Raw genomic sequence first — 23775 nt, 5'->3', positions numbered from 1 at the left:
ACTCATTTAGGAGAGTTAATTCTTAAGTATAATTTTTTACGTTTTTTTAGATATTATTTCCTCGATATAATTAAATGGATATTTGAGTTCAAAATTGGGATTTCTTGTAAATCGAATTTACATTATGGAGTGACTTTGACATCTTTAAAATAAAAGGTATTACTTATACATTATCCATGAATTGTCTCGCTTTTGCCATAGTTTGCAATGATCGATGCTTCATATTCAATCCATTCCCTCCATCTTTTTTCTACGTCTATTCCTATTCCGTATTTTCTGGCGTATGTAATAAAAGTGGTGTAATGACCTGCTTCACTTTCCATCAAATCTCGATAAAATACTGATAATTCTTCATCTTGGATATTTTCAGAAAGCACTTTGAAACGTTCACAACTTCTAGCTTCAATCATAGCCGAAAAAAGTAATCGTTCTACTAAACTGGACACGCGGCTGCCGTTACCGCTTTTTTTCATGTACAAATACAGTTCATTTACATAATCGTCTTTGCGCTCGCGTCCCAACTTTAATCCACGTTTGATGATTATATTATGCACTTGTTCAAAATGATCAAGCTCTTCTTTGGCTAGAGCCAATAAATCCTGCACTAAATCCTGATGCTCTGAGTTATTTGTGATAATAGTAATTGCATTGGTAGCTGCTTTTTGTTCACACCAAGCGTGATCTGTCAATATTTCTTCTATATTTTTTTCTACAATATTGACCCATCTTGGATCCGTTGGTAATTTCAATCTTAGTACTGACATAATTATTATTTTTTTAGTTGAAATCAAAAGTCGACAATCAAAATTGGAAAAGAATACTTAACTATCTTTTCTAATTTTAACTTTCGACTCTTAAAACTGAATGCTAATATGTATTAATACACAAAAATAGATCTATCGCTCATCATTTCGTTTACTTCATTAGCAACCGCTTCGATAACATCTTCATTAGTATGATCGACTAAAACTCTGTCGATTAATTCAACAATAGTTTCCATATCTGCCTCTACAAGTCCGCGAGTAGTAATCGCTGCTGTTCCTACACGAATTCCAGAAGTTACAAATGGCGATTTATCGTCAAATGGAACCATATTTTTATTTACTGTGATTTCTGCTTTTACTAAAGCATTTTCAGCGTCTTTTCCAGAAATATTTTTGTTTCTTAAATCGATCAACATCATGTGATTGTCAGTTCCTCCCGAAATAAGTTCGTAACTTCTTTTTACAAATGCTTCGGCCATAGCTTTTGCATTTTTTTGTAATTGCAAAGCATAAGTGAAGAATTCATCTTGTAATGCTTCACCAAAAGCGACAGCTTTAGCAGCAATGATGTGCATTAATGGACCACCTTGATTTCCGGGGAAAACCGCTAAATCTAATAAAGATGACATCATTCTTATTTCTCCTTTTGGAGTTGTTAAACCAAATGGATTTGGAAAATCTTTACCCATCATAATTAATCCACCACGAGGACCTCGTAATGTTTTATGTGTTGTAGTGGTAACAATATGGCAATGCGGTAACGGATCATTCATCAAACCTTTGGCGATAAGCCCAGCAGGATGAGAAATATCGGCTAATAAAATTGCGCCTACACTATCTGCGATAACTCTAAAACGCTCAAAATCCATATCACGAGAGTATGCTGATGCTCCTGCAATAATTAATTTTGGCTGTTCTCTAGTTGCTATTTCTTGAATTTTATCGTAGTTCAATAATCCAGTTTCCTTATCAACACCATAAAACGAAGGTGTATAAATACGGCCTGAAAAGTTAACCGGCGAACCGTGGGTTAAATGACCACCATGAGCTAAATCAAACCCTAAGATTTTGTCTCCCGGTTTAATACAAGCATGGTAAACTGCAGTATTTGCTTGGGATCCCGAGTGTGGTTGCACATTGGCATATTCAGCACCAAATAATTCTTTGGCTCTATCTATAGCAATTTGCTCCACAACATCAACCACTTCGCAACCTCCGTAGTATCTTTTGCCAGGATATCCTTCAGCATATTTGTTAGTTAACACTGAACCAGCTGCTTCCATCACGTCGTCACTTACAAAGTTTTCTGAGGCAATAAGTTCTAATCCGTGAATTTGTCTTTCTTGTTCTTCTAGAATAAGGTCAAAAATTTGTTTGTCGCGTTGCATTTTTTTGATTTTCGTTAATTTGATGCAAAAATACAAAAAAACGTTTGGTTAATAGTTAGATTATAATATATTTGACGAGTTATTTTTTAACAAATTAATTAACACGATATGCCAATAACAGCTAACGATACTAATAGAAAATCATGGTTAGAAGTTCCTTCAAACAGTGATTTCCCAATACAAAACATACCCTTTGGAGTTTTTCTTACAAGAGAAAATATAGTAACTGTAGGAACTAGAATTGGCGATTTTGCCATTGATCTTGGAGCACTCCAGCAATTAAACTATTTCGAGGGAATTGAACTTACGGATGACATGTTCATGCAAGATACTTTGAATGACTTTATTTCAGATGGTCAAAAAACATGGCGTTTAGTTCGCAATCGTATTGCAGAACTTTTTGACGTGGAAAATCCAAAATTACAGGAAAACGCTAAAGATTGTGCAACCATCATTTTTAAGATGGATGAAGTGGAAATGCAATTGCCGGTTCTAATAGGTGATTACACTGATTTTTATTCTAGCAAGGAGCACGCGACTAATGTGGGGAAAATGTTTCGCGATCCAGAAAATGCATTATTACCAAACTGGCTTCACATTCCAGTAGGTTATCATGGACGAAGTTCTACAATAGTTCCATCAGGAATTCCGGTTCACAGACCAATGGGTCAAACATTGCCAAATGGTGAATCAACTCCTGTTTTTGGTCCGTCACGTTTAGTAGATTTCGAATTAGAAACTGCCTTTATTACTACTGATGTCAACATTATGGGCGAGAATATTCTAATTACCGAAGCCGAAGAATATATTTTTGGAATGGTTTTGCTAAATGACTGGAGCGCTCGAGATATACAAAAATGGGAATATGTGCCACTTGGTCCATTTTTAGCAAAAAGTTTTGCCTCTTCAATATCGCCATGGATTGTAACTATGGATGCGTTAGAACCTTTCAAAACTAAAGGCCCAAAGCAAGAACCAACACCACTTCCCTACCTACAACAAAAAGGAAAACACTCTTTTGATATAAATCTAGAAGTCGCAATACAGCCTGAAAAGGGAGAGCCAACTGTAATATCACGTTCTAATTTCAAATATATGTATTGGACAATGAGTCAGCAATTAGCGCATCATACTTCAAATGGTTGCCGAGTAAATTCAGGCGATATGATGGGTTCAGGTACTATATCAGGACCTACACCTAGTAGTTTTGGCTCGATGCTGGAATTAACTTGGGGAGGAAAAAACCCAATCAAGTTGAATGATGGAACCGAACGTAAATTTATCAATGACAATGATACGGTAATTATGAAAGGATATTCTCAAAATGAAAATGTAAGAATTGGTTTTGGTGAAGTTTCCAGTAAATTATTACCAACATTCGTCCGAAAATAAAGTAAAAAATAAAAGTTTTTAAGCCTAACAATTCTTTATTTTTGTTAGGTTTTTTTATGGCATTATTTTTGGCTTCAAACTTAAAACTATATAATCTCAATAATAAGAAAGGCTCAGAAATACTCCAATTTATAAAAATGCTTATGAAAAAAATTACCTTACTATTCTCGTTCTTTATTATTATCATTAGCTGCGGTTTAAAGCAAACACGAAACTTTTTAAGTTCGGGCAATTATGATCAAGCAATTGACAACGCTATTTCTAATCTACGGACTAATAAAGACAAAAAAAGCAAGCAAGATTACGTCTATTTAATTGAAGAGGCTTTCGCCAAAGCAAAGGAGCGCGACTTAAACGCGATCAATTTACTTGTAAAAGATGCAAATCCTGCAAAGTTGGAAAAGATGTACAATACTTACTTACAACTAAACCAGCGTCAAGAAAAAATCAAACCAATATTGCCACTTAAACTTTTACGCGAAGGAAGAAATGCTATATTTCCATTTGAAAATTATAACGATCAAATTATAGATAGTAAAAACGCCTTGGCAGCCTATTTGTATGCCAATGCTAAGAAATTAATGATCACTTCAGATAAAATGAATTTTAGGCAAGCGTTTGACGATTTGGAATATTTGAATCAAATAAATCCAAATTACAAAAATGTTCTACAATTAATGGATGAAGCTAAATTTAAAGGACTGGATTTTGTTTGGGTTTATACTAAAAATGAAACCAATATGATTATTCCTGTTCGGTTGCAAAATGATTTATTAGATTTTAGCACTTTGGGAATTAATGATAGATGGACCGTCTACCATAGTTCAAAGCAAAAAGGAACTAATTATGATTACGGAATGATAATCAATTTTAGACAAATATTTATTTCGCCAGAGCAAATCAAAGAAAGAGAATTTGCAAAAGAACGAATCATTAAAGATGGTTTCAAAAAACTAATCGATGCCAATGGAAAAGAAGTTGTTGACGAAAAAGGGAAAGTAGTTCTAGTTGATAATTTAAGAACGGTCACAGCGAGTATTTACGAATTTAGACAATTTAAGTCATGCCAAATTACAGCTAAAATTGATTATACAAATCTGAGAAACAATCAATTACTAAAAACCTTCCCGTTAACTAGCGAATATGTTTTTGAAAACATATATGCCACTTATCAAGGAGATAGACGAGCATCAGATGATAATTATTTTTCATATTTTGACAGAACATCAGTTCAGTTTCCTGATAGCGAGCAGATGGTTTATGACACTGGTGAAGATTTAAAAGCAAAATTAAAAGGAATAATTAGCCAAAATCGATTTAGAAATTAGTGTTACTACTTACTTATACAAAATAGTCTTTGAAATTACTGTCATGTTTTTGTCAAATCGAGCGCAGGCTTGATTAAGAAGGACTTACAAACAACGTTTCGTGCTCCATTACAATCATGTTAAAGTGGTAAACCTTACAAATTTTAATTCTTTTCAACAGTAAATTCAAAACATAAATACAATTATTATAAAACTCCTTGATTTAAAACGATCAGGGGTTTTTTTTGAACAAAAATCAACAATACCATAAAAATTTGTTACAAATGACTAATTGAGTCATTCATTACAAAAATTTGTTTACTTTTGACCCAATGCTAAATAATAATTTAAATATAAATCCAACCTCACGGACAAACAGACCTACTACTTCTCCCGAAGTACGGACGCTATTAGTATAGTTTCCACAAGTGTTCTGATATATTTTTATTAATTTTTCATTTTATCGTTTTGAAATCACATTTAATTTCTGGTGGAATAGCATATTCCAAAATCATTAGACTAATACGACTAATACATTGTTATTCAATTTATTGGATTGTAATTTCGTATTTAAGTTTTAATTTTAGTGGGATAAAAAATACGTTTCAAAACAAACTTACAGCTCATTTTTTAACTCTGAAATTCAACTCTTAAAATGAATATTTCTATAATTATAACACAGGAAGAACACTATAAATATTCGCAGGAAATATGCGATACCATTGAACAGTCTGCTTTATTAAGAGGTACAGGAATAGCAAAAAGAACACCTGAATACATCCAGAAAAAGATGGAAAGCCAGGATGCAGTTATCGCCTTAGATAACGGAAAATTTGCCGGTTTTTGTTATATCGAAAGTTGGCAACATGGGAAATTTGTAGCGCATTCTGGTTTAATTGTACATCCCGATTATAGAAATTTAGGTTTGGCAAAACAAATCAAATCAAAAGTATTTGACTATTCAATGGAGAAATATCCAGATGCCAAAGTTTTCGGAATTACAACAGGTTTAGCTGTGATGAAAATAAATTCAGATTTAGGGTACAAGCCAGTTCCTTTTTCAGAATTGACTAACGATCCGAGTTTTTGGAAAGGATGCCAAACCTGCACTAATTATGAAATCCTAAAAAGCAAAGACAATAAGTTATGTCTCTGCACAGGAATGCTTTATGACCCGAAAGAACAACCGAAAGATCCTCCAAAACATCCATTTAATGTCCGGGTTCTCAAAAGACTAAAATCAATAAAAGCTGCATTATTCTTAAAATAATAATTCCCTCCATAGCCTTCACTAAAAAAGAAGGAATCGAGGAAAAAAAATAATTAGTATCAATAAATAAAAATTCCCAATTGCCAGTTTTGGCTCCCCCTCCTTTGGAGCGTCCCGAAGCGTCGGGAAGGGAAAGGAAAAAAATAATATTATGAAAAAAGTTGTATTAGCATATAGCGGAGGATTAGATACCTCCTACTGCCTGAGATATTTGAAGAACGAAAAAGGATACCAAGTTCATACCGTGCTTATCAACACAGGAGGATTTGACGAAGCCGAATTAGCAGCAATTGAAGAGAGAGCTTATGATTTAGGAAGCGCAAAACATATCAATCTTACTATTGTAGATAAATATTATGATAAGGCAATCAAATATTTGATCTATGGAAATGTGTTAAAAAATAATACGTATCCACTATCAGTAAGTGCCGAACGTGTTTTTCAAGCTATGGAAGCGATTAAATATGCCAAATCAGTTGGTGCTGATGCAATTGCTCACGGAAGCACTGGCGCAGGAAATGACCAAATCCGATTTGATTTAATTTTTCAAACCATCGCTCCCGAAATAGAAATCATCACCCCTATCCGCGATTTGAAATTATCAAGACAGGAAGAGGTGGCGTATTTACAGGCCAACGGTGTAGAATATTCGTGGGAGAAAGCACAATATTCCATCAATAAAGGACTTTGGGGAACGAGTGTTGGCGGCAAAGAAACCTTGACCTCAAACCTTCCGCTTCCAAGTGAAGCATATCCTTCGCAATTGCAAAGAGAGGGCGAAGAAAAAGTGACTTTGCACTTTGAAAAAGGAGAATTGGTAGGGATCAATAACAAAATGGATACGCCTGTAAAAAATATCATTTTATTGGAAAAACTCGCAAGCGCCTTTGCAATTGGTAGAGACATACATGTTGGCGATACGATAATAGGAATAAAAGGGAGAGTTGGTTTTGAAGCTGCCGCGCCGTTAATTATTATCAAAGCACACCATTTACTGGAGAAACACACCCTTGGAAAATGGCAACAGCACTGGAAAGAACAGTTGGGAAACTGGTACGGAATGCTGTTTCATGAAGGTCAATTTCTGGATCCAGTGATGCGAAATATCGAAACTTTCCTTGAAGACACGCAAAAAACAGTAAATGGAACGGTGACAGTAGCGTTAAAACCCTATCATTTCACGTTGGACGGAATTGAATCTGATAATGATTTAATGAACACCGGTTTTGGTCAATATGGCGAAATGAACAATGCGTGGACCGCTGACGATGCCAAAGGGTTTATCAAAATTTTAGGCAATGCGCAAAACATATTTTCATCGGTGAATAAGGAAACGTACGTGTAAAATAGTATGCTTTTTTAGGAGCAGAAATACTTTGTTTTTGAAGAAAATTTGTCCCGCTTTTCGTTGCAATCTTTTCCTTTTTGAAAATAAAAAGGAAAAGGATTTTCACTTCAATCGGGGCTAAAAATCAAGTTTTAGTTTTCAAAAGAAATTTAGATAAACTTTTAAAAAATTATGAATTTTGTACTAAAGGTGACTTGATTCCTTACCTGTTAAAACAATAAAAATATTTAAAAAAAGAGATAATGATACATGTTGGAATAATAGGTGGATCCGGTTATACAGCGGGAGAACTCATCAGAATATTGATGTTTCATCCCAATGCAACAATTGATTTTGTTTACAGTACCACTAATTCTGGAAAACCAGTTTCGGTTGCGCACCAAGATTTACTTGGGGATATTGAAATGAATTTTACCAACACTATTAATCCTAATGTAAATGTGGTATTCCTCTGTTTAGGTCATGGTAAATCCAAATCATTTTTAGAGCAAAATAAATTTGCAACTCACACTAAAATCATTGATTTAGGAAATGATTTCCGTTTGACAAAAGACGCAGAATTCGAAGGAAAATCATTTGTCTACGGTTTACCTGAGTTAAATAAATCGAGTATCAAAAACGCGCAATTTTTAGCTAATCCCGGTTGTTTTGCAACCGCAATTCAATTGGCATTATTGCCTTTGGCGACAGCCGGAGTACTAACAACTGATGTTCACATAAACGCCACAACAGGAAGCACCGGCGCTGGAGTTACCCCTTCGGAAACGACACATTTTAGTTGGAGATCCAATAATATGTCGCATTACAAAGCTTTTGAACACCAACATTTGGGCGAAATAAACCAAAGTGTAAACCAATTGCAAGTCAATTATAAAAATGAATTAATATTTATACCGAACAGAGGCGATTTTGCCAGAGGAATTTTCGCGACTTTGTACACTACAATCGAGGAAAGTTTAGAAGAAATAGTGTCAAAATATGAAACTTTCTATGCTGATCAGCCTTTTGTAACCGTGACAACTAGCGCGATCAACATGAAGCAAGTAGTGCAAACGAACAAATGCATCATCAGTTTAATGAAAAAAGGAAATCGGTTACTGATTACTTCCGTAATTGATAACTTAACAAAAGGTGCTTCGGGACAGGCGATTCAAAACATGAATTTGATGTTTGGATTGGATGAAACGACAGGATTAAAATTGAAACCAAGTGGGTTTTAGATCCCCCTGATACAGCCACGGCCGGGGAACAAAAAAAATACTGATAAATAAAATTAAAAATTACATCATAAATATTCATTTGATTTTAAAAGCAACACCCCCCGTTGTTATAGATTCCCCCTCATTCGGAGGGGGTTAGGGGGAGGAACAATATGAACTTATTTAACGTTTACCCATTATATGATGTAACTCCTGTTAAAGGACTAGATTGCATCATTACAGATGACAAAGGAATAGAATATTTAGACCTTTACGGTGGTCATGCCGTCATATCAGTAGGTCATACGCATCCAGAATATGTGGCAAAACTTAAAGATCAATTGGATCATTTGGCATTTTATTCCAATGCGATTCAAAATCCAATTCAAGAAGAACTAGCTACTAAACTAGGAAAACTATCTGGTTGTGAAGATTATAATTTATTCTTGTGCAGTTCTGGGGCTGAAGCCAATGAAAATGCATTGAAGTTAGCCTCCTTTGCTAATGGCAAATCAAGAATAGTTGCTTTTAACAACGCTTTTCACGGAAGAACCTCTGCGGCTGTCGCTGTTACTGATAACGAAAAAATTAATGCCCCTCTAAACAAGCAACAAAAAGTTACTTTTTTGCCTTTTGATGATGTTGCTGCCTTAGAAAATGAACTTAAAAAAGGAGATGTTTCCTCTGTTATAATCGAATCCATTCAAGGTGTAGGCGGTTTAGACCAAGCTTCGACCACGTTTTTTCACGCTTTAGAACAATTGTGTAAAACCTACGACGTCGTTCTTATTTTAGATGAAGTGCAGGCTGGTTATGGCAGAACGGGTAAGTTTTTTGGTTTTCAACACCATAACATCAAACCCGATATAATTACTATTGCTAAAGGAATGGGAAATGGATTTCCTATTGGAGGCGTTTTAATTGGCAATCATATTGCAGCAGTGTATGGAATGTTAGGAACTACTTTTGGTGGAAACCACTTGTCTTGCGCCGCTGGAATTGCTGTTTTGGATATTATAGAAAAAGAGAAACTGATGGAAAATGCAATATCTATTTCTGCTTATTTTCAGGAACAAATAAAATCTATTCCAGAAGTAATTAAAGTAAAAGGCAGAGGTTTAATGCTGGGTGTCGAATTTGATTTTGATGTTAGTGCCCTACGAAAAAAACTAATTCTTGAAAAGCATATTTTTACAGGAAGTGCCAGCAATAAAAATTTATTGCGAATCCTTCCACCATTGACAATAAAAAAAGAAGCAATAGATACTTTTATTACCGCTTTAAAAGAAAGTTTGGCCGAATTACAAATAATCTAAACAGAAACATAAATAGATGAAGCCGTATTAACTGTAACGCGGCTGTGAAGTAATCGTACTATTTTTCAACATAAAAAAAAGTAGAAAGGTTTCACTTTGTTCTTTTTCTAAATTTACAACCGTTGAATTATTTTAAACCTAATATAAACTATAGCAATGAACTACATCTCCATCCAAAATATAGATTCGCTCGAAAAATGGGTAAAACAAGCCCTCAAGATTAAGCAAAAACCACTTAAAAACAAGAAACTAGGTAAAAACAAAACCTTAGGCATGTTGTTTTTTAATTCCAGTTTAAGAACGCGTTTGAGCACGCAAAAGGCTGCTTTAAATCTTGGAATGAACGTAATGGTAATGAATTTTACCAGTGAGGGTTGGACATTAGAGTTTGAAGACGGTGCTGTCATGAATTCTGGCGCTTCGGAACATATTAAAGAGGCGGCAGAGGTAGTTTCCCAATATTGTGATATTATTGCTATCAGGGCATTTGCAGGATTGATAGATAAGGAAAAAGATAATGCTGAAACTGTACTCATGGGTTTCTTAAAACATGCCACGGTTCCAATTGTAAATATGGAAAGCGCTACAGGGCATCCCTTGCAAGCTTTTGCCGATGCTATCACAATGACCGAACACAAAACAAAACACCGACCAAAAGTCGTTTTGACTTGGGCACCTCATCCTAAAGCGCTCCCGCAAGCGGTTGCAAATTCCTTTGTGCAAATGATGCAGTTACAAGATGCTGATTTTGTTATTACACATCCCGAAGGTTATGAATTGAATCCAGAAATTACCAAAGATTCAAGAATTGAGTACGATCAAGATAAAGCTTTTAAAAATGCCGATTTCATTTATGCCAAAAACTGGAGTAATTACAAGGAGTATGGTCAAATCACCAACACTGACCCCACTTGGACTGTAACAGCTGATAAAATGAAATTGACAAATAATGCTAAATTCATGCATTGCTTGCCCGTAAGACGTAACGTAATTGTAACTGATGAAGTGATTGACAGCGAGAATTCGATTGTAATTGAACAAGCCAATAATAGAACGTATGCGGTACAATTAGTGCTTCATAAAATATTGAAATCCTCCCCAACCCCTCCAAAGGAGGTGCTTTTTAAAAGTAAATCTGCAAAATAAAAATAGTGCATTATGACATTACCATTTCAAAACTCCCATCTGCCAGTTTCAGCTCCCCTCTCCTTTGGAGAGGGGTTGGGGGTGAGGATCATAAAAATAGGCGGCAACATCATTGATAATCCAACCGAATTATCTCAGTTTTTAGCTGATTTTTCTAATCCCGAATACTCGGGAGAAGGTTATAAAATATTGGTTCATGGCGGCGGAAAATCAGCTACTAAAATGGCTAAAAGTATTGGTTTAGTTCCTCAAATGATTGATGGACGACGCATTACTGATGCAGCAATGCTTGAAGTTGTTGTGATGATTTATGCGGGACAAATCAACAAAAATATCGTTGCTCAATTGCAGGCAAATCATACCAATGCGATGGGGTTTTCCGGTGCTGATGGGAATTTAATCCAATCCGAAAAGAGAAACCATCCTAGCATCGATTATGGTTTTGTAGGAGATGTCAAAAAAGTAAATATTGATTTGCTAACCAATTTACTTTTGAGCGGAATCGTTCCTGTATTTTGCGCGATTACGCACGATGGGAAAGGGCAATTATTAAATACAAACGCAGACACCATTGCCAGTGAATTAGCGATTGCTTTATCGAAGGTTTTTGATGTAACTTTGAATTACTGCTTTGAGAAACCCGGTGTTTTACTTGATGCTGAAGACGATTCTACCGTAATTGCAACCATAAATCAAGAATTGTATTCCAAATTAAAAGCCGAAAAGGCGATACATTCTGGCATGATTCCAAAACTGGATAATTGTTTTCACAGCTTGTCCAAAGGAGTTCAAAAAATAAAAATTGGCCATCACAGAATGTTGCAAAATGACGATTCAATTTGCACAACGATAGAATTATAAAATGATAACGCAAATTTCACAATTTTACACAGATTAAAAACTTTGTGCCCTTGTGTCTTCGTGGCAAAAAAATAGCGCCCTTGTGGCAAATAAAACATGAAAAACATAAAAATCCTAACAGAAGAAGCCATTGAGTTATTAAAATCGCTAATTAAAACTCCCTCCTTTTCAAGTGAAGAAGATCAAACGGCACTCTTAATCGAAAAATGGTTTACTCAAAATAGTATTCCTTTCGAAAGAGAGAATAATAATATTTGGGCTTTTAATAAAAATTTTGATATAACAAAACCGACGCTTTTACTAAATTCGCATCACGACACTGTAAAACCAAACCAAGGATATTTAAATAATCCATTTGAAGCTATCGTAAAGGAAGACAAATTATATGGATTAGGAAGCAATGATGCTGGCGGTTGTTTGGTTTCGCTTTTAGCAACTTTTGCTTATTTTTATTCAGATGAAAATCTGCCTTACAATATTATCGTAGTCGCTTCCGCAGAAGAGGAAAGCAGTGGCAAAAAGGGATTAAACAGCGTCTTAAAACATTTACCTGAGCTCGATTGTGCCATTGTGGGTGAACCAACATTGATGCAATTAGCTATAGCCGAAAAAGGATTACTTGTGCTCGACGTAATTGTCAAAGGAACTGCCAGTCACGCCGCACACAATAATCCTGACAATCCTATTTACAATGCAATGCCTGTTATAGAATGGTTCAAAAACTATACATTCGAAAGAATATCGGAAGTTTTAGGAGCTGTAAAAATGACTGTAACGCTAATCAATGCTGGAAAACAGCACAACGTAGTTCCTGCAGAATGTCATTTGGTTGTCGATATTAGAGTCAATGATTGTTATTCTAATCTTGAAATTTTAGAAGTAGTAAAAGAACATGTAAAAGCCGAAGTCACTCCGCGCTCGATGCATTTAAACGCATCCTCAATCCCTATAACTCATGGATTAGTGCAAGCTGGAATGGTATTAGGAAGAACAACTTATGGCTCTCCTACCCTTTCAGATCAAGCGGTTTTGAGTTGCCAATCCTTAAAATTAGGTCCTGGCGATACATTACGGTCCCACTCTGCGGATGAATTTATATATTTGAATGAAATTGAAGAAGGAATTGATTTGTATATTAAAATTTTGACAGATTTTTTTAAGCACTAAAATAATTTGGAGCTGCTTCCCGCTATCCGTTGCAATCTTTTTATTTTTAAAGAAAAATAAAAAGGATTTTCACTGCTATCGGGGCTAAAAACAATAAGTACAGACAGTTCACGAATTGTCCTTACAACAAAAAAATAAAACTATGAAACTTTGGGAAAAAGGAATACCAACCGATAAACAAATAGAACAATTCACCGTTGGAAACGACAGAGAACTGGATTTAGTTTTAGCCAAATACGATGCATTAGGCTCAATCGCTCATGCAAAAATGCTAGGCCAAATTGGATTACTTACAAACGGGGAAACCGAGTCCTTAGTAGTTGCTTTAGAAGAAATCATCGCAGATGTCGAAAAAGGCAATTTCATAATCGAAGACAGTTTTGAAGATGTACATTCCAAAATCGAATATTTATTGACGGTAAAACTAGGTGATGCCGGAAAAAAGATTCACACCGCCCGATCGCGTAACGACCAGGTTTTAGTGGATGTCAATTTGTATCTAAAGGATGTTGTTTTAGAGTTTAAACGTCAAGTAAAAAGCCTTTTTGATTTGCTAATGGAATCAGCAGAAAAACACCAAAATGTTTTATTACCAGGTTACACGCATTTGCAAATTGCAATGCCATCTTCTTTCGGGATGTGGTTTTCCGCTTATGCCGAAACGTTAATCGATGATATCACGATGCTAAATGCCGCCTTAAAAATTGTGGACCAAAATCCATTAGGTTCAGCAGCAGGTTACGGGAGCTCTTTCCCTATAAATAGAACCTTTACAACTCAAGAATTGGGTTTTGAAACCTTAAAATACAATTCAGTTGCAGCCCAAATGAGTCGCGGAAAATCAGAGAAAATAGTTGCTTTTGCCATGAGCAGCGTCGCAGCAACTTTGTCTAAATTCTCGATGGATGTTTGTTTATACATGAGTCAAAATTTTGATTTTATTACATTGCCTTCGCACCTTACAACAGGCTCAAGTATTATGCCTCACAAAAAAAACCCTGATGTTTTTGAATTGATACGTGGGAAATGTAACAAAATTCAAGCCTTGCCATACGAAATCACATTAATAACAAATAACCTTCCAAGTGGCTATCACAGAGATTTACAATTGTTGAAAGAAGGTTTGTTTCCAGCCATTCAAAATTTAAAAGCTTGCTTAGATATTGCTATATTTTCAATAAAGGATATCAAAGTCAAAGAACATATTTTAGAAGATAAAAAATATAATTATTTGTTTACAGTAGATGCCTTGAACGAGATGGTTGTGGCAGGAGTGCCTTTTAGAGATGCGTATAAATTAGTGGCAGAACAATTAGAAAATGGGTCATTCCAGTCTCCAAAAAAAACAAAACATACTCACGAAGGAAGTATTAATAATTTGTGTTTAGCAGAAATAAAAGAAAAGATGGTGTTAGCATATCAAAAGTAATAACCTTGTCGTATCAAAAAATACTATAAATAACAGTGCTTTTTTTATTTATAACTTCAGAATGAAACTGAATTTTAAGAGTTATATTTAGAGAAACCTAATCAAAATTTATTTTAACAACTTGATCGGTCAAGTAAATAAAATCAACTTTAAAAAATTAAAGCTAGATAACATTTAAATTAAAAAAAAGCTTTACAACTTGCAAAATTAACAACTGAATTTATCCAATATTTCATTTTATTTCCGCTCTAAAATATAATTAGCAAAATACGCTTTGCTATCTGTTATTCTACCTTTAATTACAAAATCGGTTTTACTTAAAATTGAGTTTAAGATCGTATCATTATACTTTCTGGATATTTCTGTTAATATCCGTTCACCTTTATAAAAATCAAACCTTTTGTTGAGTCGAGCAATGTAAACCTGTTGCGCTTTGGTACTAACCAAATAACTTTTAGCAATTCCGTCGCTCTCCTTATATTCAGGTTGATGTTTAAAAAATTTTAAATCAAAATTGGCTTCTAACTCCCTGTTTATTCTATCTAATAAATTTAGGTTAAAAGCCGCTGTAATTCCTTGGCTATCATTGTAAGCAGGAAGCACAATGGAGGCCGGTTTAATTAAATCTACTCCTAAAAATAACTTATCCTTTTTTTGTAAATTATCGCTTAATTTCGACAAAAAATCAGTAGCAACAGCATCAGGCATATTTCCAATATTTGACCCTAAAAACAAAATCACTTTTGGATGCATATTTTCTTTTAATAATTCTAAAACCTCAAAATAATCGCCGTGTTCTTTAGTAATTTTGCATTTTGGTAATTCGTGATTTAAATTCGTTTCCAATTTGTCCAAAGCGTTTTGAGAAATATCTACTGGCATATATTCAAACCTATAGTTGAATTGGATTAATTCTCTTAACAATTCCTTGGTCTTTAAACCATCGCCAGCACCAAGCTCAATTAATTCAAAATAAGTTTCGGGATTAAGCTGCAACGCTTTAATAATGACCTGACTTTGCGTTTTAAAAATTTCGTGTTCTGATCGTGTTACATAATACTCTGGTAAATGCATGATTTTTACAAATAGAGCATCTCCAGTTTTATCATAAAAATACTTTGAAGGCAAAGACTTTTCTGCGTTACTTAATCCTTCATCAACCTCTTTTTTAAAGTGGTTAATAATGCTATTATCGTGTTTTTTTTTCTTTGTTATTTTTGTCTCGCTCATCTTTACTTGGTTTAAAATATTTAACATTTACAATGCTCAAACACTAACTCAATGCTTACTTATTTGACTTGAAGATTCTTTGTTTATAATTATATTTTTAAAAAATAAAAAAATAATAGAACCATATAAAAAACTAAAAGGTAAAGCCATAATCACTAATAAATTACTTATCCCATTGAGTAATTCATTAGTTCCAATAGCAGTAAGTCCAAGTGCGGTAGCTGTTATTATAAATCCCCAGCCTAGTTTATGCCTTTTAGAAGGGTTTTCGTTTCCGTTATCGCTGAACATTCCTAATACAAAGATGGCTGAATCCACAGAATTTATAATGGAAATAAGCACCAATAATCCAGCGATAAAAAAGGTAATGTACTGAAACGGAAAATGCTCTAAAAAAATAAATAATGAACTGAAAATCGTATCAAATTGTGTCTTATCTCCCATCGAAATTATATTAAAAGCTGAATTTGCAAATATGGAAAACCAAATAACGGTTGCTATTGTTGGAACGAAAATCGTTGTGATTAAAAACTCTTTTATCGTTCTACCTTTTGATATTCTAGCGATAAAAATTCCCGTAAATGGAACCCAAGCTAACCAAAAGGCCCAATAAAAAACGGTCCATTCTTGCGTAAAAATTTCAGAGGTCTTAAAGCTTCCAAATGACAGGCTCATTTCAAAAAAATGAATTACATAATTATAAAAAGCTAAAGCAGTTTGGTACAAAAAAGAATTAAAATTAAGAAAAAAACCGATAAACAACATTAGTAAAATTGAAAATGTAAAATCAAAATCAGCTAAAAATTTGATCACCTTGTTTATTCCTGTCAAAGCTGAATAGGTAGCTATAATTCCGATAAAGACAACCATTAATAATAAAAAATTAGTACCAAAATCCACTTTAAAAGCATACTGTATCCCATTTACAACTTGGGCAGTGCCTAACCCTACTGATGCTATAACTCCGGTTATTGTAATTAAAACAATAAATAGTGTAGCTATGAATTTTATCATTTTACTTTTAGTGTAAGGAACAATGGCATCTAATAAATTTGGGACTTTTTTTACATAAAGATTGTAAGCCACAATCAATCCAAATAAACTGTACATGGCCCACGGTGTAAAACCCCAATGAAAAAAAGTGTATTGTAAAGCCGTGACCTTATTATTAGCGGTGGCAACAGGAGGATTGTTGAGATAGTATGCAGGCTCTTGAACTGCGCGTAACAACAATCCCGAACCCATTCCAGTGCTATATAAAAGAGCAACCCAACTGAAATAAGAAAAAGCGGGTTTTTCATCTCCTAAACGCTGCTTTCGCAAAGGCATAAATAAAATAGCCACTGCTGCTATGACTGTAATCAAGCCAACCCATAAATAATAGGTGCCAAAGACAGTTAATAAATTTTGGTTTACTTTATTCAATACTTGTGATAAAAATGCTGGTGCAAATAAACCAGTCAGAAAGAAAAATAAGCCAAATAGTGCGCCGTAAAATAATAAGCTACTTGGCCGTGAATGACCGTATAATTTTGTGATCAAAATATTATCCTTTAGTAGTTGGTTGTAGATCTTCTAGCATGGTAGGTATTAATTCGCTAACGGTAGGATGAATATGAATTGCATCTCTAAAAATCGTATAAGGTTGTTTTGCATACATCAAATTTGTAATTCCATTTATGATTTCATCACCACCTACACCTAAAACACAAGCGCCTAAGAACTGTTTAGTTTTCGCATCAATAATTGCTTCCATAAAACCTTTAGTTTCTCCTTTTTCATTAGCACGACCCACCTTATTCATTGGCCTGTACCCTGTCAAAATGGAAAAACCTTTTTTCTCTGCTTCCGCTTTTGTCAACCCTACTCTTCCTAATGGTGGATCTATAAATAATCCATAAGTAGTAATTCTGTCACTAATTTTCCTTTTTTTATCTCCAAGAATATACTCCTCTACAATTTGGAAATCATTGTAAGAAGTATGAGTAAACGCACCTTTTCCGTTACAGTCGCCTATCGCAAAAATACCTTCTATGTTCGTTTTGCAATAATCATCTACGGCAACATATCCTTTCTCATCATAGATAATTGAGGTGTTATCTAACTGTAATGTGTCTGTGTTTGGTGCCCGACCTACAGCTAGAAGTAAATGAGTGCCAGTAATTTCTTTATCGGATCCTTTTACTTTTACTAGAATTACGTTACTATCCTGAGTTACATTTATTTCTTTAGCATTAAACTCTATTGCTATATCCTCATCTTGCAAAATTTTAGCAATTGCGTTGCTTACATTTTCATCTTCCTTACTAATGAGTCGATCCCCGCTTTCAATGATTGTTACTTTACTACCAAAACGCTTAAACATTTGTCCAAATTCCAAACCGATATAGCTTCCGCCAATAATTATTAAATGCTCAGGTAATTTTGTCAACTCTAAAATATCGATATTAGTTAAATAATCTACGTGCGTAAAATCTGAAGGAATCATTGCCCTCGCTCCCACATTTATAAAAATTTGTTTCGCGGTAATTGTGTCATCGTTAATCGCAATTTCATTATTAGAAATAAAATGCGCTTCACCTTTAAAAAGAGTGATCTTGTCATTACTGGCAATACTTTTCTCAATTCCTTTTCGGGAACCTTTTACTAAAATATCTTTTCGTTCTTTTATTTTTTCAAGATTGGCTTTTGCGCCAGCTGGAATCTCAATTCCCATTTCTTCACCATGCAAGCTATCCCACATCCTGCGTGCGCTGGCCACATAAGCTTTTGTAGGAACGCAACCATTATTAACGCAAGTTCCACCTAAAAAACTTTTCTCTATAATTGCCACCGTCCCTTTTTTTGAAAGGCTAAATGCCAAAGGTACTCCCGCTTGCCCGCTACCGATAATTACAAAATCAAACTTTTTCATCTGCATTATAAATTAAAAATTTATTTTTCAACCGAAACGTTTTTCCAGAATGCTACATGATTCTTTATTTCCTTAGCCGCATCTTTAGGATTTTTATAAAACCAAGCCGCGTTTTCACTAATTTCATCATTAACTTTTACAGTGTAATAAGAAGCTTCTCCTTTCCATGGGCAAGTCGAATGATGACTCGTTTCGCTCAAATAATCAATATTGACACTTTCTAGCGGAAAATAATAATTTCCTTCTATCACCACAGGATGCTCACTTTGAGCAATCACTACTTTGTTAAATATTGCTTTCATAATATTGATTTTTAATTATTTTACTAGTCTCAACCCGCCAAATTGCCAACGCATATCTGGAGGAAAAAAGTTGCGATATGTTTTTCGACTATGTCCTTCTGGAGTTGCTACCGATGCTCCTCGAAGGATCATTTGATTAATCATAAACTTACCGTTGTATTCTCCAAGCGCGCCGGGTGATTTACTAAATCCTGGGTAAGCTAAGTAGGCACTATTTGTCCATTCCCACAATTGTCCCCACTGGAATTTATCACTTGCAATTTCCCACTCAAATTCGGTTGGTAAACGGCAGCCTTTCCATTCGCTGTATGCAAAAGCTTCATAAAAACTAATGTGCATCACAGGTAAATCAAGAACTACTTTCTCTAAACCATTTAAAGTATAATTCCACCATTCACTCTCTATTTTGTACCAATATAGTGGCGCTTCAATTTTATTACTATTTATCCAACTCCAACCGTCATCGTGCCAAAAATTAAAATTTCCATAGCCTCCAGCCAAAATAAAATCTAAATATTCTTGATTGGTAACTAGCGTATTACTAATTTCAAAATCATTTACATACACTTTATGACTCTCTAATTCATTATCAAAACAAAAACCATTTCCTTGATGACCTATTTGATACAAACCTGCGTCAATCTTGATAAAACCAGCTGCATGCGATATAACTTTAGTTTTAAAACTATCTTGATATACAGGAAAGGTAGGCTGATTTCCTAAGATATATTTAATGTCGTAAACCAAAAGTTCTTGATGCTGTTCTTCATGATTGATACCAATTTCAATAATATCTAAAATCTCTTTCTTTGGATTTGTATTTAAAAAAGCAATTACAGCAGCAGTAACATATTTTCTATACTTATAAACTTCAGCAACCGTAGGCCTAGACATTAAACCTCTCGCTGGACGCAAAACACGTTTACCAACATTATTGTAATAACTGTTATATAAAAAATGAAAATCCTCATTGTAAAGAACATAGTTTTCGACATATTTTGTCAACACAAATTCTTCCCAAAACCAAGTGGAATGCGCTAAATGCCACTTTGGCGGAGATACAAATTCACTCGCTTGAAGCGAATAATCTTCGATCATTAAAGGTTTACAAAGCTGTTCTGAATTTTCTCTAATTTTTAAAAAACGGTCACCCATACTCAATTAAATTATGTATAAACTTAATATTGCGTAAGTTAGGTAAATGAATTTTCTTAAAAATTATATTTTTAAAGATTTTTTTTATATAATTACGATTAAGATATTTTGATCAACCATTATGAAACAATTAAGAAAACGTAGAATGAGGTATCAAAACAATAAGTTTTCGAAAACAAAATGAAAATGAAAAATTTTGAGTAAGTATTTGAAAATATAAAGATGAAATGGTTTTGTAATTTTAACTAAAATAAAAAAGCTATTGAAGGAGAAGAACAGTTGTAAAAAGCAAAAAAAGTAATTTTAGAAACGGATTAAAAACAAAACAAACAGATAAAATTATAGCTTTTGTAATAGAAAAAGCCACGGGATTAGAAATTAATAAATAATTAATAAACTCGTGGCAAGCTGGCTACAGTTTTTAAGAACTATACTTTATCTTTCAAAACCTCGGCGTCAATATCACTGTGAGAAACGTGGTAAATTGCTTTTCCTTCTTTTATTAAAAGTAACTGTGGTGATTGATGCGCAACATTAAACCGTGTTGCAATTTCATTAGATATAGCTCTGTTTTCAATCAGGTCTAAAAAATAAAGAGTAACTTTATCTGCGATATTAAACTCCTTCTCAAACTGTTTCAAAGCCATTCTACTTACACTGCAGCGTGTACTGTGTTTAAAAATAGCTACCGGTTTTTCATTTGATAAAGTGATAATTTCATTCAATTGCCCTAAATCAGTTAATTCAGTCCAGTTGCACTTATTTTCGTTTATTCCTGTTTCGCTAGAACCAGAAAAAATGTTTTTAAAAAAACTCATAATTGTTTTATTTTAAGACAATTCGACATTAATAAATGATAACAATCATCTAAATTCTGACAATTTGTCTGTACTGTTGTGATGGAATATATATTGAACATTAATTTTCAAAGTTAATCAATTAACGAAACAATTAAAATCATGAACATAAATAAATTTACAATAAAGTCACAGGAAGCAATACAACTTTCGCAACAATTGGCGCAAAGCCACGATCAGCAGCAAATAGAAAATGAACATATTTTTAAGGCCATTTTTGAGGTTGACGAAAATGTTGCCCCTTTTATCCTAAAAAAGCTGAATGTAAATGTTCCGCTATTTATCCAAATATTGGATAGTACTATTCAAAGTTTTCCAAAAGTTTCTGGTGGCGAATTAATGCTTTCAAGAACAGCAAATACAACACTTAATGAAGCGGAAATAATTGCTAAAAAAATGAACGATGAATTCGTTTCGATCGAGCACTTAATTTTAGCCATTTTTGATTCCAAAACTAAAGCAGCACAAATTTTAAAAGATCAAGGAGTGACTGGAAAAGGGTTGAAAGCTGCTATTGAAGAATTGCGAAAAGGAGAGCGTGTGACATCCGCATCTGCAGAAGAAACGTATAATTCCTTAAACAAGTATGCTAAAAACTTGAATGAACTAGCTCGCGCTGGTAAACTTGATCCAGTCATTGGGCGTGATGAAGAAATTAGAAGAGTGTTACAAATCCTCACGCGTAGAACAAAAAACAACCCAATGCTAGTGGGCGAACCAGGTGTAGGGAAAACGGCCATCGCAGAAGGATTAGCACATAGAATTGTTGATGGTGATGTTCCTGATAATTTAAAAGATAAAATTGTTTATTCTCTTGATATGGGAGCGCTAATTGCTGGTGCCAAATACAAAGGAGAATTTGAAGAGCGTTTAAAAGCAGTGGTAAAAGAAGTTACTTCTGCCGAAGGAGATATTGTTTTATTCATTGACGAAATTCATACTTTAGTGGGTGCTGGTGGTGGCGAAGGTGCAATGGATGCAGCTAATATCTTAAAGCCTGCTTTGGCTCGTGGCGAACTTCGTGCAATTGGAGCTACAACATTAGATGAATACCAAAAATATTTTGAAAAAGATAAAGCTCTTGAAAGACGTTTCCAAAAAATAGTAGTTGTGGAACCAGATACTGAAAGTGCTATTTCAATATTGCGCGGAATTAAAGAAAAATATGAAACACATCACAAAGTTCAGATTAAAGATGATGCGATTATTGCCGCAGTTGAATTGTCACAACGCTATATTACTAATCGTTTTCTACCAGACAAAGCGATTGATTTAATGGATGAAGCCGCTTCAAAACTGCGTATGGAAATAAACTCCAAACCTGAAGAACTCGATGTTTTAGATCGAAAAATCATGCAGTTAGAAATTGAAATTGAAGCTATTAAACGTGAAAAAGACGAAAGTAAACTCAAAATTTTGGGAATGGATTTGGCAAATCTTAAGGAAGATCGCAACGAAATTTATGCCAAATGGAAATCAGAGAAAGATGTAGTTGATAATATCCAAGCCGTAAAAACAGAAATTGAAGATTTTAAATATGAAGCAGAGCGCGCCGAACGAGATGGCGATTATGGAAAAGTAGCCGAAATTCGATACGGAAAAATTAAAGAAGCACAAGAAAGATTAGAAGTACTTGTCAAACAATTGCAAGAAAATCAGTCAGGAACTTCGTTAATAAAAGAGGAAGTTACTCGAGAGGATATTGCAGAGGTCGTTGCCAAATGGACAGGGATTCCAGTAATGAAAATGCTACAAGGAGAACGAGAAAAACTTCTAAAATTAGAGGACGAATTACATCATCGCGTTGTAGGTCAGGAAGAAGCAATTCAGGCTGTCAGTGATGCTGTACGCCGAAGTCGAGCTGGTTTACAGGACATGAAAAAACCAGTGGGAACATTTCTTTTCCTTGGAACAACAGGAGTAGGAAAAACGGAATTAGCAAAAGCCTTAGCCGAATATTTATTTGACGATGAAAATGCGATGACTCGTATTGATATGAGTGAATATCAGGAGCGTCATAGCGTAAGCCGATTAGTGGGGGCGCCTCCCGGATATGTAGGTTATGACGAAGGCGGACAACTAACAGAAGCCGTGCGCAGAAAACCCTATTCAGTGATTTTGCTTGATGAAATTGAAAAAGCACATCCTGATACGTTCAATATCTTGTTGCAAGTATTAGACGAAGGAAGATTGACAGACAATAAAGGTCGATTGGCTGATTTTAAAAACACTATTATTATTATGACTTCTAATATGGGAAGCCAAATTATTCAAGAGAAATTTGATTCCCGAGACTTCGGGATGAAAGGAAACGTCGAAGCGGCTATCGAGGCGGCAAAAGTCGAAGTATTAGCACTTTTAAAGCAAACCGTCCGACCTGAATTTATCAATCGAATTGATGAAATTGTAATGTTTACACCTCTTACGACAGAAAATATAGCTAAAATCGTAGAACTCCAACTGAAAAGTGTAACAAAAATGCTTGCATTACAAGGAATATCAATGGGTGCGACTCCAGAAGCCATTGCATATTTATCTGAAAAAGGTTACGATCCACAATTTGGAGCAAGACCAGTTAAGCGCGTGATTCAAAGGGATATTTTAAATGAATTATCGAAAGAAATTCTTTCAGGGAAAATTACAACAGACAGCATTGTTCTCATCGACGCCTTTGACGGAAAATTAGTTTTTAGAAATCAAAGCGAGTTGTTCTAAAATTGCACCACTTTT

The 23775-nt window shown here is 34.5% G+C and carries 19 protein-coding genes; 11 read left to right on the top strand and 8 right to left on the bottom strand.

Features of this window, described 5'->3' with window-relative positions; all coding sequences use genetic code 11:
• Positions 1 to 170: 170 nt before the first annotated feature.
• Both miaE and glyA read right to left on the bottom strand, forming a co-directional pair.
• A complete protein-coding gene (gene miaE, locus BUB42_RS04655) occupies positions 171 to 764 on the bottom strand; it encodes a MiaE family protein (protein WP_073017697.1) in 594 nt (197 codons plus the stop codon).
• 113 nt (positions 765 to 877) lie between these two features.
• Positions 878 to 2152 (bottom strand): serine hydroxymethyltransferase, encoded by a 1275-nt coding sequence (gene glyA / locus BUB42_RS04650; protein WP_073017695.1) that lies wholly within the window; start codon positions 2150 to 2152, stop codon positions 878 to 880.
• A gap of 108 nt (positions 2153 to 2260) precedes the next feature.
• On the opposite strand from glyA, the gene fahA reads away from it, so the two are divergent.
• From fahA to argH, 10 genes are all read left to right on the top strand, one after another.
• Positions 2261 to 3544 (top strand): fumarylacetoacetase, encoded by a 1284-nt coding sequence (gene fahA / locus BUB42_RS04645; protein ID WP_073017693.1) that lies wholly within the window; start codon positions 2261 to 2263, stop codon positions 3542 to 3544.
• A gap of 143 nt (positions 3545 to 3687) precedes the next feature.
• Positions 3688 to 4872: a hypothetical protein gene (locus tag BUB42_RS04640; protein WP_073017861.1), complete on the top strand. Its 1185-nt coding sequence runs from the start codon at positions 3688 to 3690 to the stop codon at positions 4870 to 4872.
• A 634-nt stretch (positions 4873 to 5506) separates the two neighbouring features.
• A complete protein-coding gene (locus BUB42_RS04635; RefSeq protein WP_073017691.1) occupies positions 5507 to 6121 on the top strand; it encodes a GNAT family N-acetyltransferase in 615 nt (204 codons plus the stop codon).
• Between the two features lie 151 nt (positions 6122 to 6272).
• Complete coding sequence (locus BUB42_RS04630) at positions 6273 to 7466, top strand: argininosuccinate synthase (RefSeq protein ID WP_073017690.1); 1194 nt, start codon at positions 6273 to 6275, stop codon at positions 7464 to 7466.
• A gap of 245 nt (positions 7467 to 7711) precedes the next feature.
• Complete coding sequence (gene argC, locus BUB42_RS04625; RefSeq protein WP_073017688.1) at positions 7712 to 8689, top strand: N-acetyl-gamma-glutamyl-phosphate reductase; 978 nt, start codon at positions 7712 to 7714, stop codon at positions 8687 to 8689.
• A gap of 152 nt (positions 8690 to 8841) precedes the next feature.
• Positions 8842 to 9984, top strand: a complete 1143-nt coding sequence (locus tag BUB42_RS04620; RefSeq protein WP_073017686.1) for an aspartate aminotransferase family protein — start codon at positions 8842 to 8844, stop codon at positions 9982 to 9984.
• A 156-nt stretch (positions 9985 to 10140) separates the two neighbouring features.
• Positions 10141 to 11130 (top strand): N-acetylornithine carbamoyltransferase, encoded by a 990-nt coding sequence (locus tag BUB42_RS04615; protein ID WP_073017684.1) that lies wholly within the window; start codon positions 10141 to 10143, stop codon positions 11128 to 11130.
• Positions 11131 to 11205: 75 nt separating this feature from the next.
• Positions 11206 to 11991: an acetylglutamate kinase gene (gene argB / locus BUB42_RS04610; protein WP_073017860.1), complete on the top strand. Its 786-nt coding sequence runs from the start codon at positions 11206 to 11208 to the stop codon at positions 11989 to 11991.
• A gap of 96 nt (positions 11992 to 12087) precedes the next feature.
• The gene (locus BUB42_RS04605) at positions 12088 to 13158 is read left to right on the top strand and encodes a M20 family metallo-hydrolase (protein WP_073017682.1); all 1071 of its coding nucleotides are present in this window, start codon (positions 12088 to 12090) and stop codon (positions 13156 to 13158) included.
• 142 nt (positions 13159 to 13300) lie between these two features.
• Entirely contained in the window at positions 13301 to 14587 is a 1287-nt protein-coding gene (argH, locus tag BUB42_RS04600) for an argininosuccinate lyase (RefSeq protein WP_073017680.1), read from the top strand.
• A 237-nt stretch (positions 14588 to 14824) separates the two neighbouring features.
• On the opposite strand, the gene BUB42_RS04595 is transcribed toward argH, so the two are convergent.
• The 6 genes from BUB42_RS04595 to ytxJ form a co-directional block, all read right to left on the bottom strand.
• Positions 14825 to 15817, bottom strand: a complete 993-nt coding sequence (locus tag BUB42_RS04595) for an L-histidine N(alpha)-methyltransferase (RefSeq protein ID WP_084118291.1) — start codon at positions 15815 to 15817, stop codon at positions 14825 to 14827.
• A gap of 48 nt (positions 15818 to 15865) precedes the next feature.
• Entirely contained in the window at positions 15866 to 17359 is a 1494-nt protein-coding gene (locus tag BUB42_RS04590) for a BCCT family transporter (RefSeq protein ID WP_170857185.1), read from the bottom strand.
• A 4-nt stretch (positions 17360 to 17363) separates the two neighbouring features.
• A complete protein-coding gene (locus BUB42_RS04585) occupies positions 17364 to 18731 on the bottom strand; it encodes a mercuric reductase (protein ID WP_073017676.1) in 1368 nt (455 codons plus the stop codon).
• A gap of 20 nt (positions 18732 to 18751) precedes the next feature.
• The gene (locus BUB42_RS04580; protein ID WP_073017674.1) at positions 18752 to 19033 is read right to left on the bottom strand and encodes a DUF427 domain-containing protein; all 282 of its coding nucleotides are present in this window, start codon (positions 19031 to 19033) and stop codon (positions 18752 to 18754) included.
• Positions 19034 to 19048: 15 nt separating this feature from the next.
• Positions 19049 to 20188: an ergothioneine biosynthesis protein EgtB gene (gene egtB / locus BUB42_RS04575; RefSeq protein ID WP_073017662.1), complete on the bottom strand. Its 1140-nt coding sequence runs from the start codon at positions 20186 to 20188 to the stop codon at positions 19049 to 19051.
• A gap of 428 nt (positions 20189 to 20616) precedes the next feature.
• Positions 20617 to 21006, bottom strand: coding sequence for a bacillithiol system redox-active protein YtxJ (ytxJ, locus tag BUB42_RS04570; RefSeq protein ID WP_073017660.1), 390 nt, complete (start codon positions 21004 to 21006; stop codon positions 20617 to 20619).
• Between the two features lie 141 nt (positions 21007 to 21147).
• On the opposite strand from ytxJ, the gene clpB reads away from it, so the two are divergent.
• A complete protein-coding gene (clpB, locus tag BUB42_RS04565; RefSeq protein ID WP_073017658.1) occupies positions 21148 to 23760 on the top strand; it encodes an ATP-dependent chaperone ClpB in 2613 nt (870 codons plus the stop codon).
• Positions 23761 to 23775 lie beyond the last annotated feature (15 nt).

Origin of the sequence: Flavobacterium micromati, from assembly GCF_900129585.1 — a bacterium.
GTDB lineage: Bacteria > Bacteroidota > Bacteroidia > Flavobacteriales > Flavobacteriaceae > Flavobacterium > Flavobacterium micromati.
Note: the sequence above shows the minus strand (reverse complement) of the source record. Positions and strands in the feature narration are given on the sequence as shown.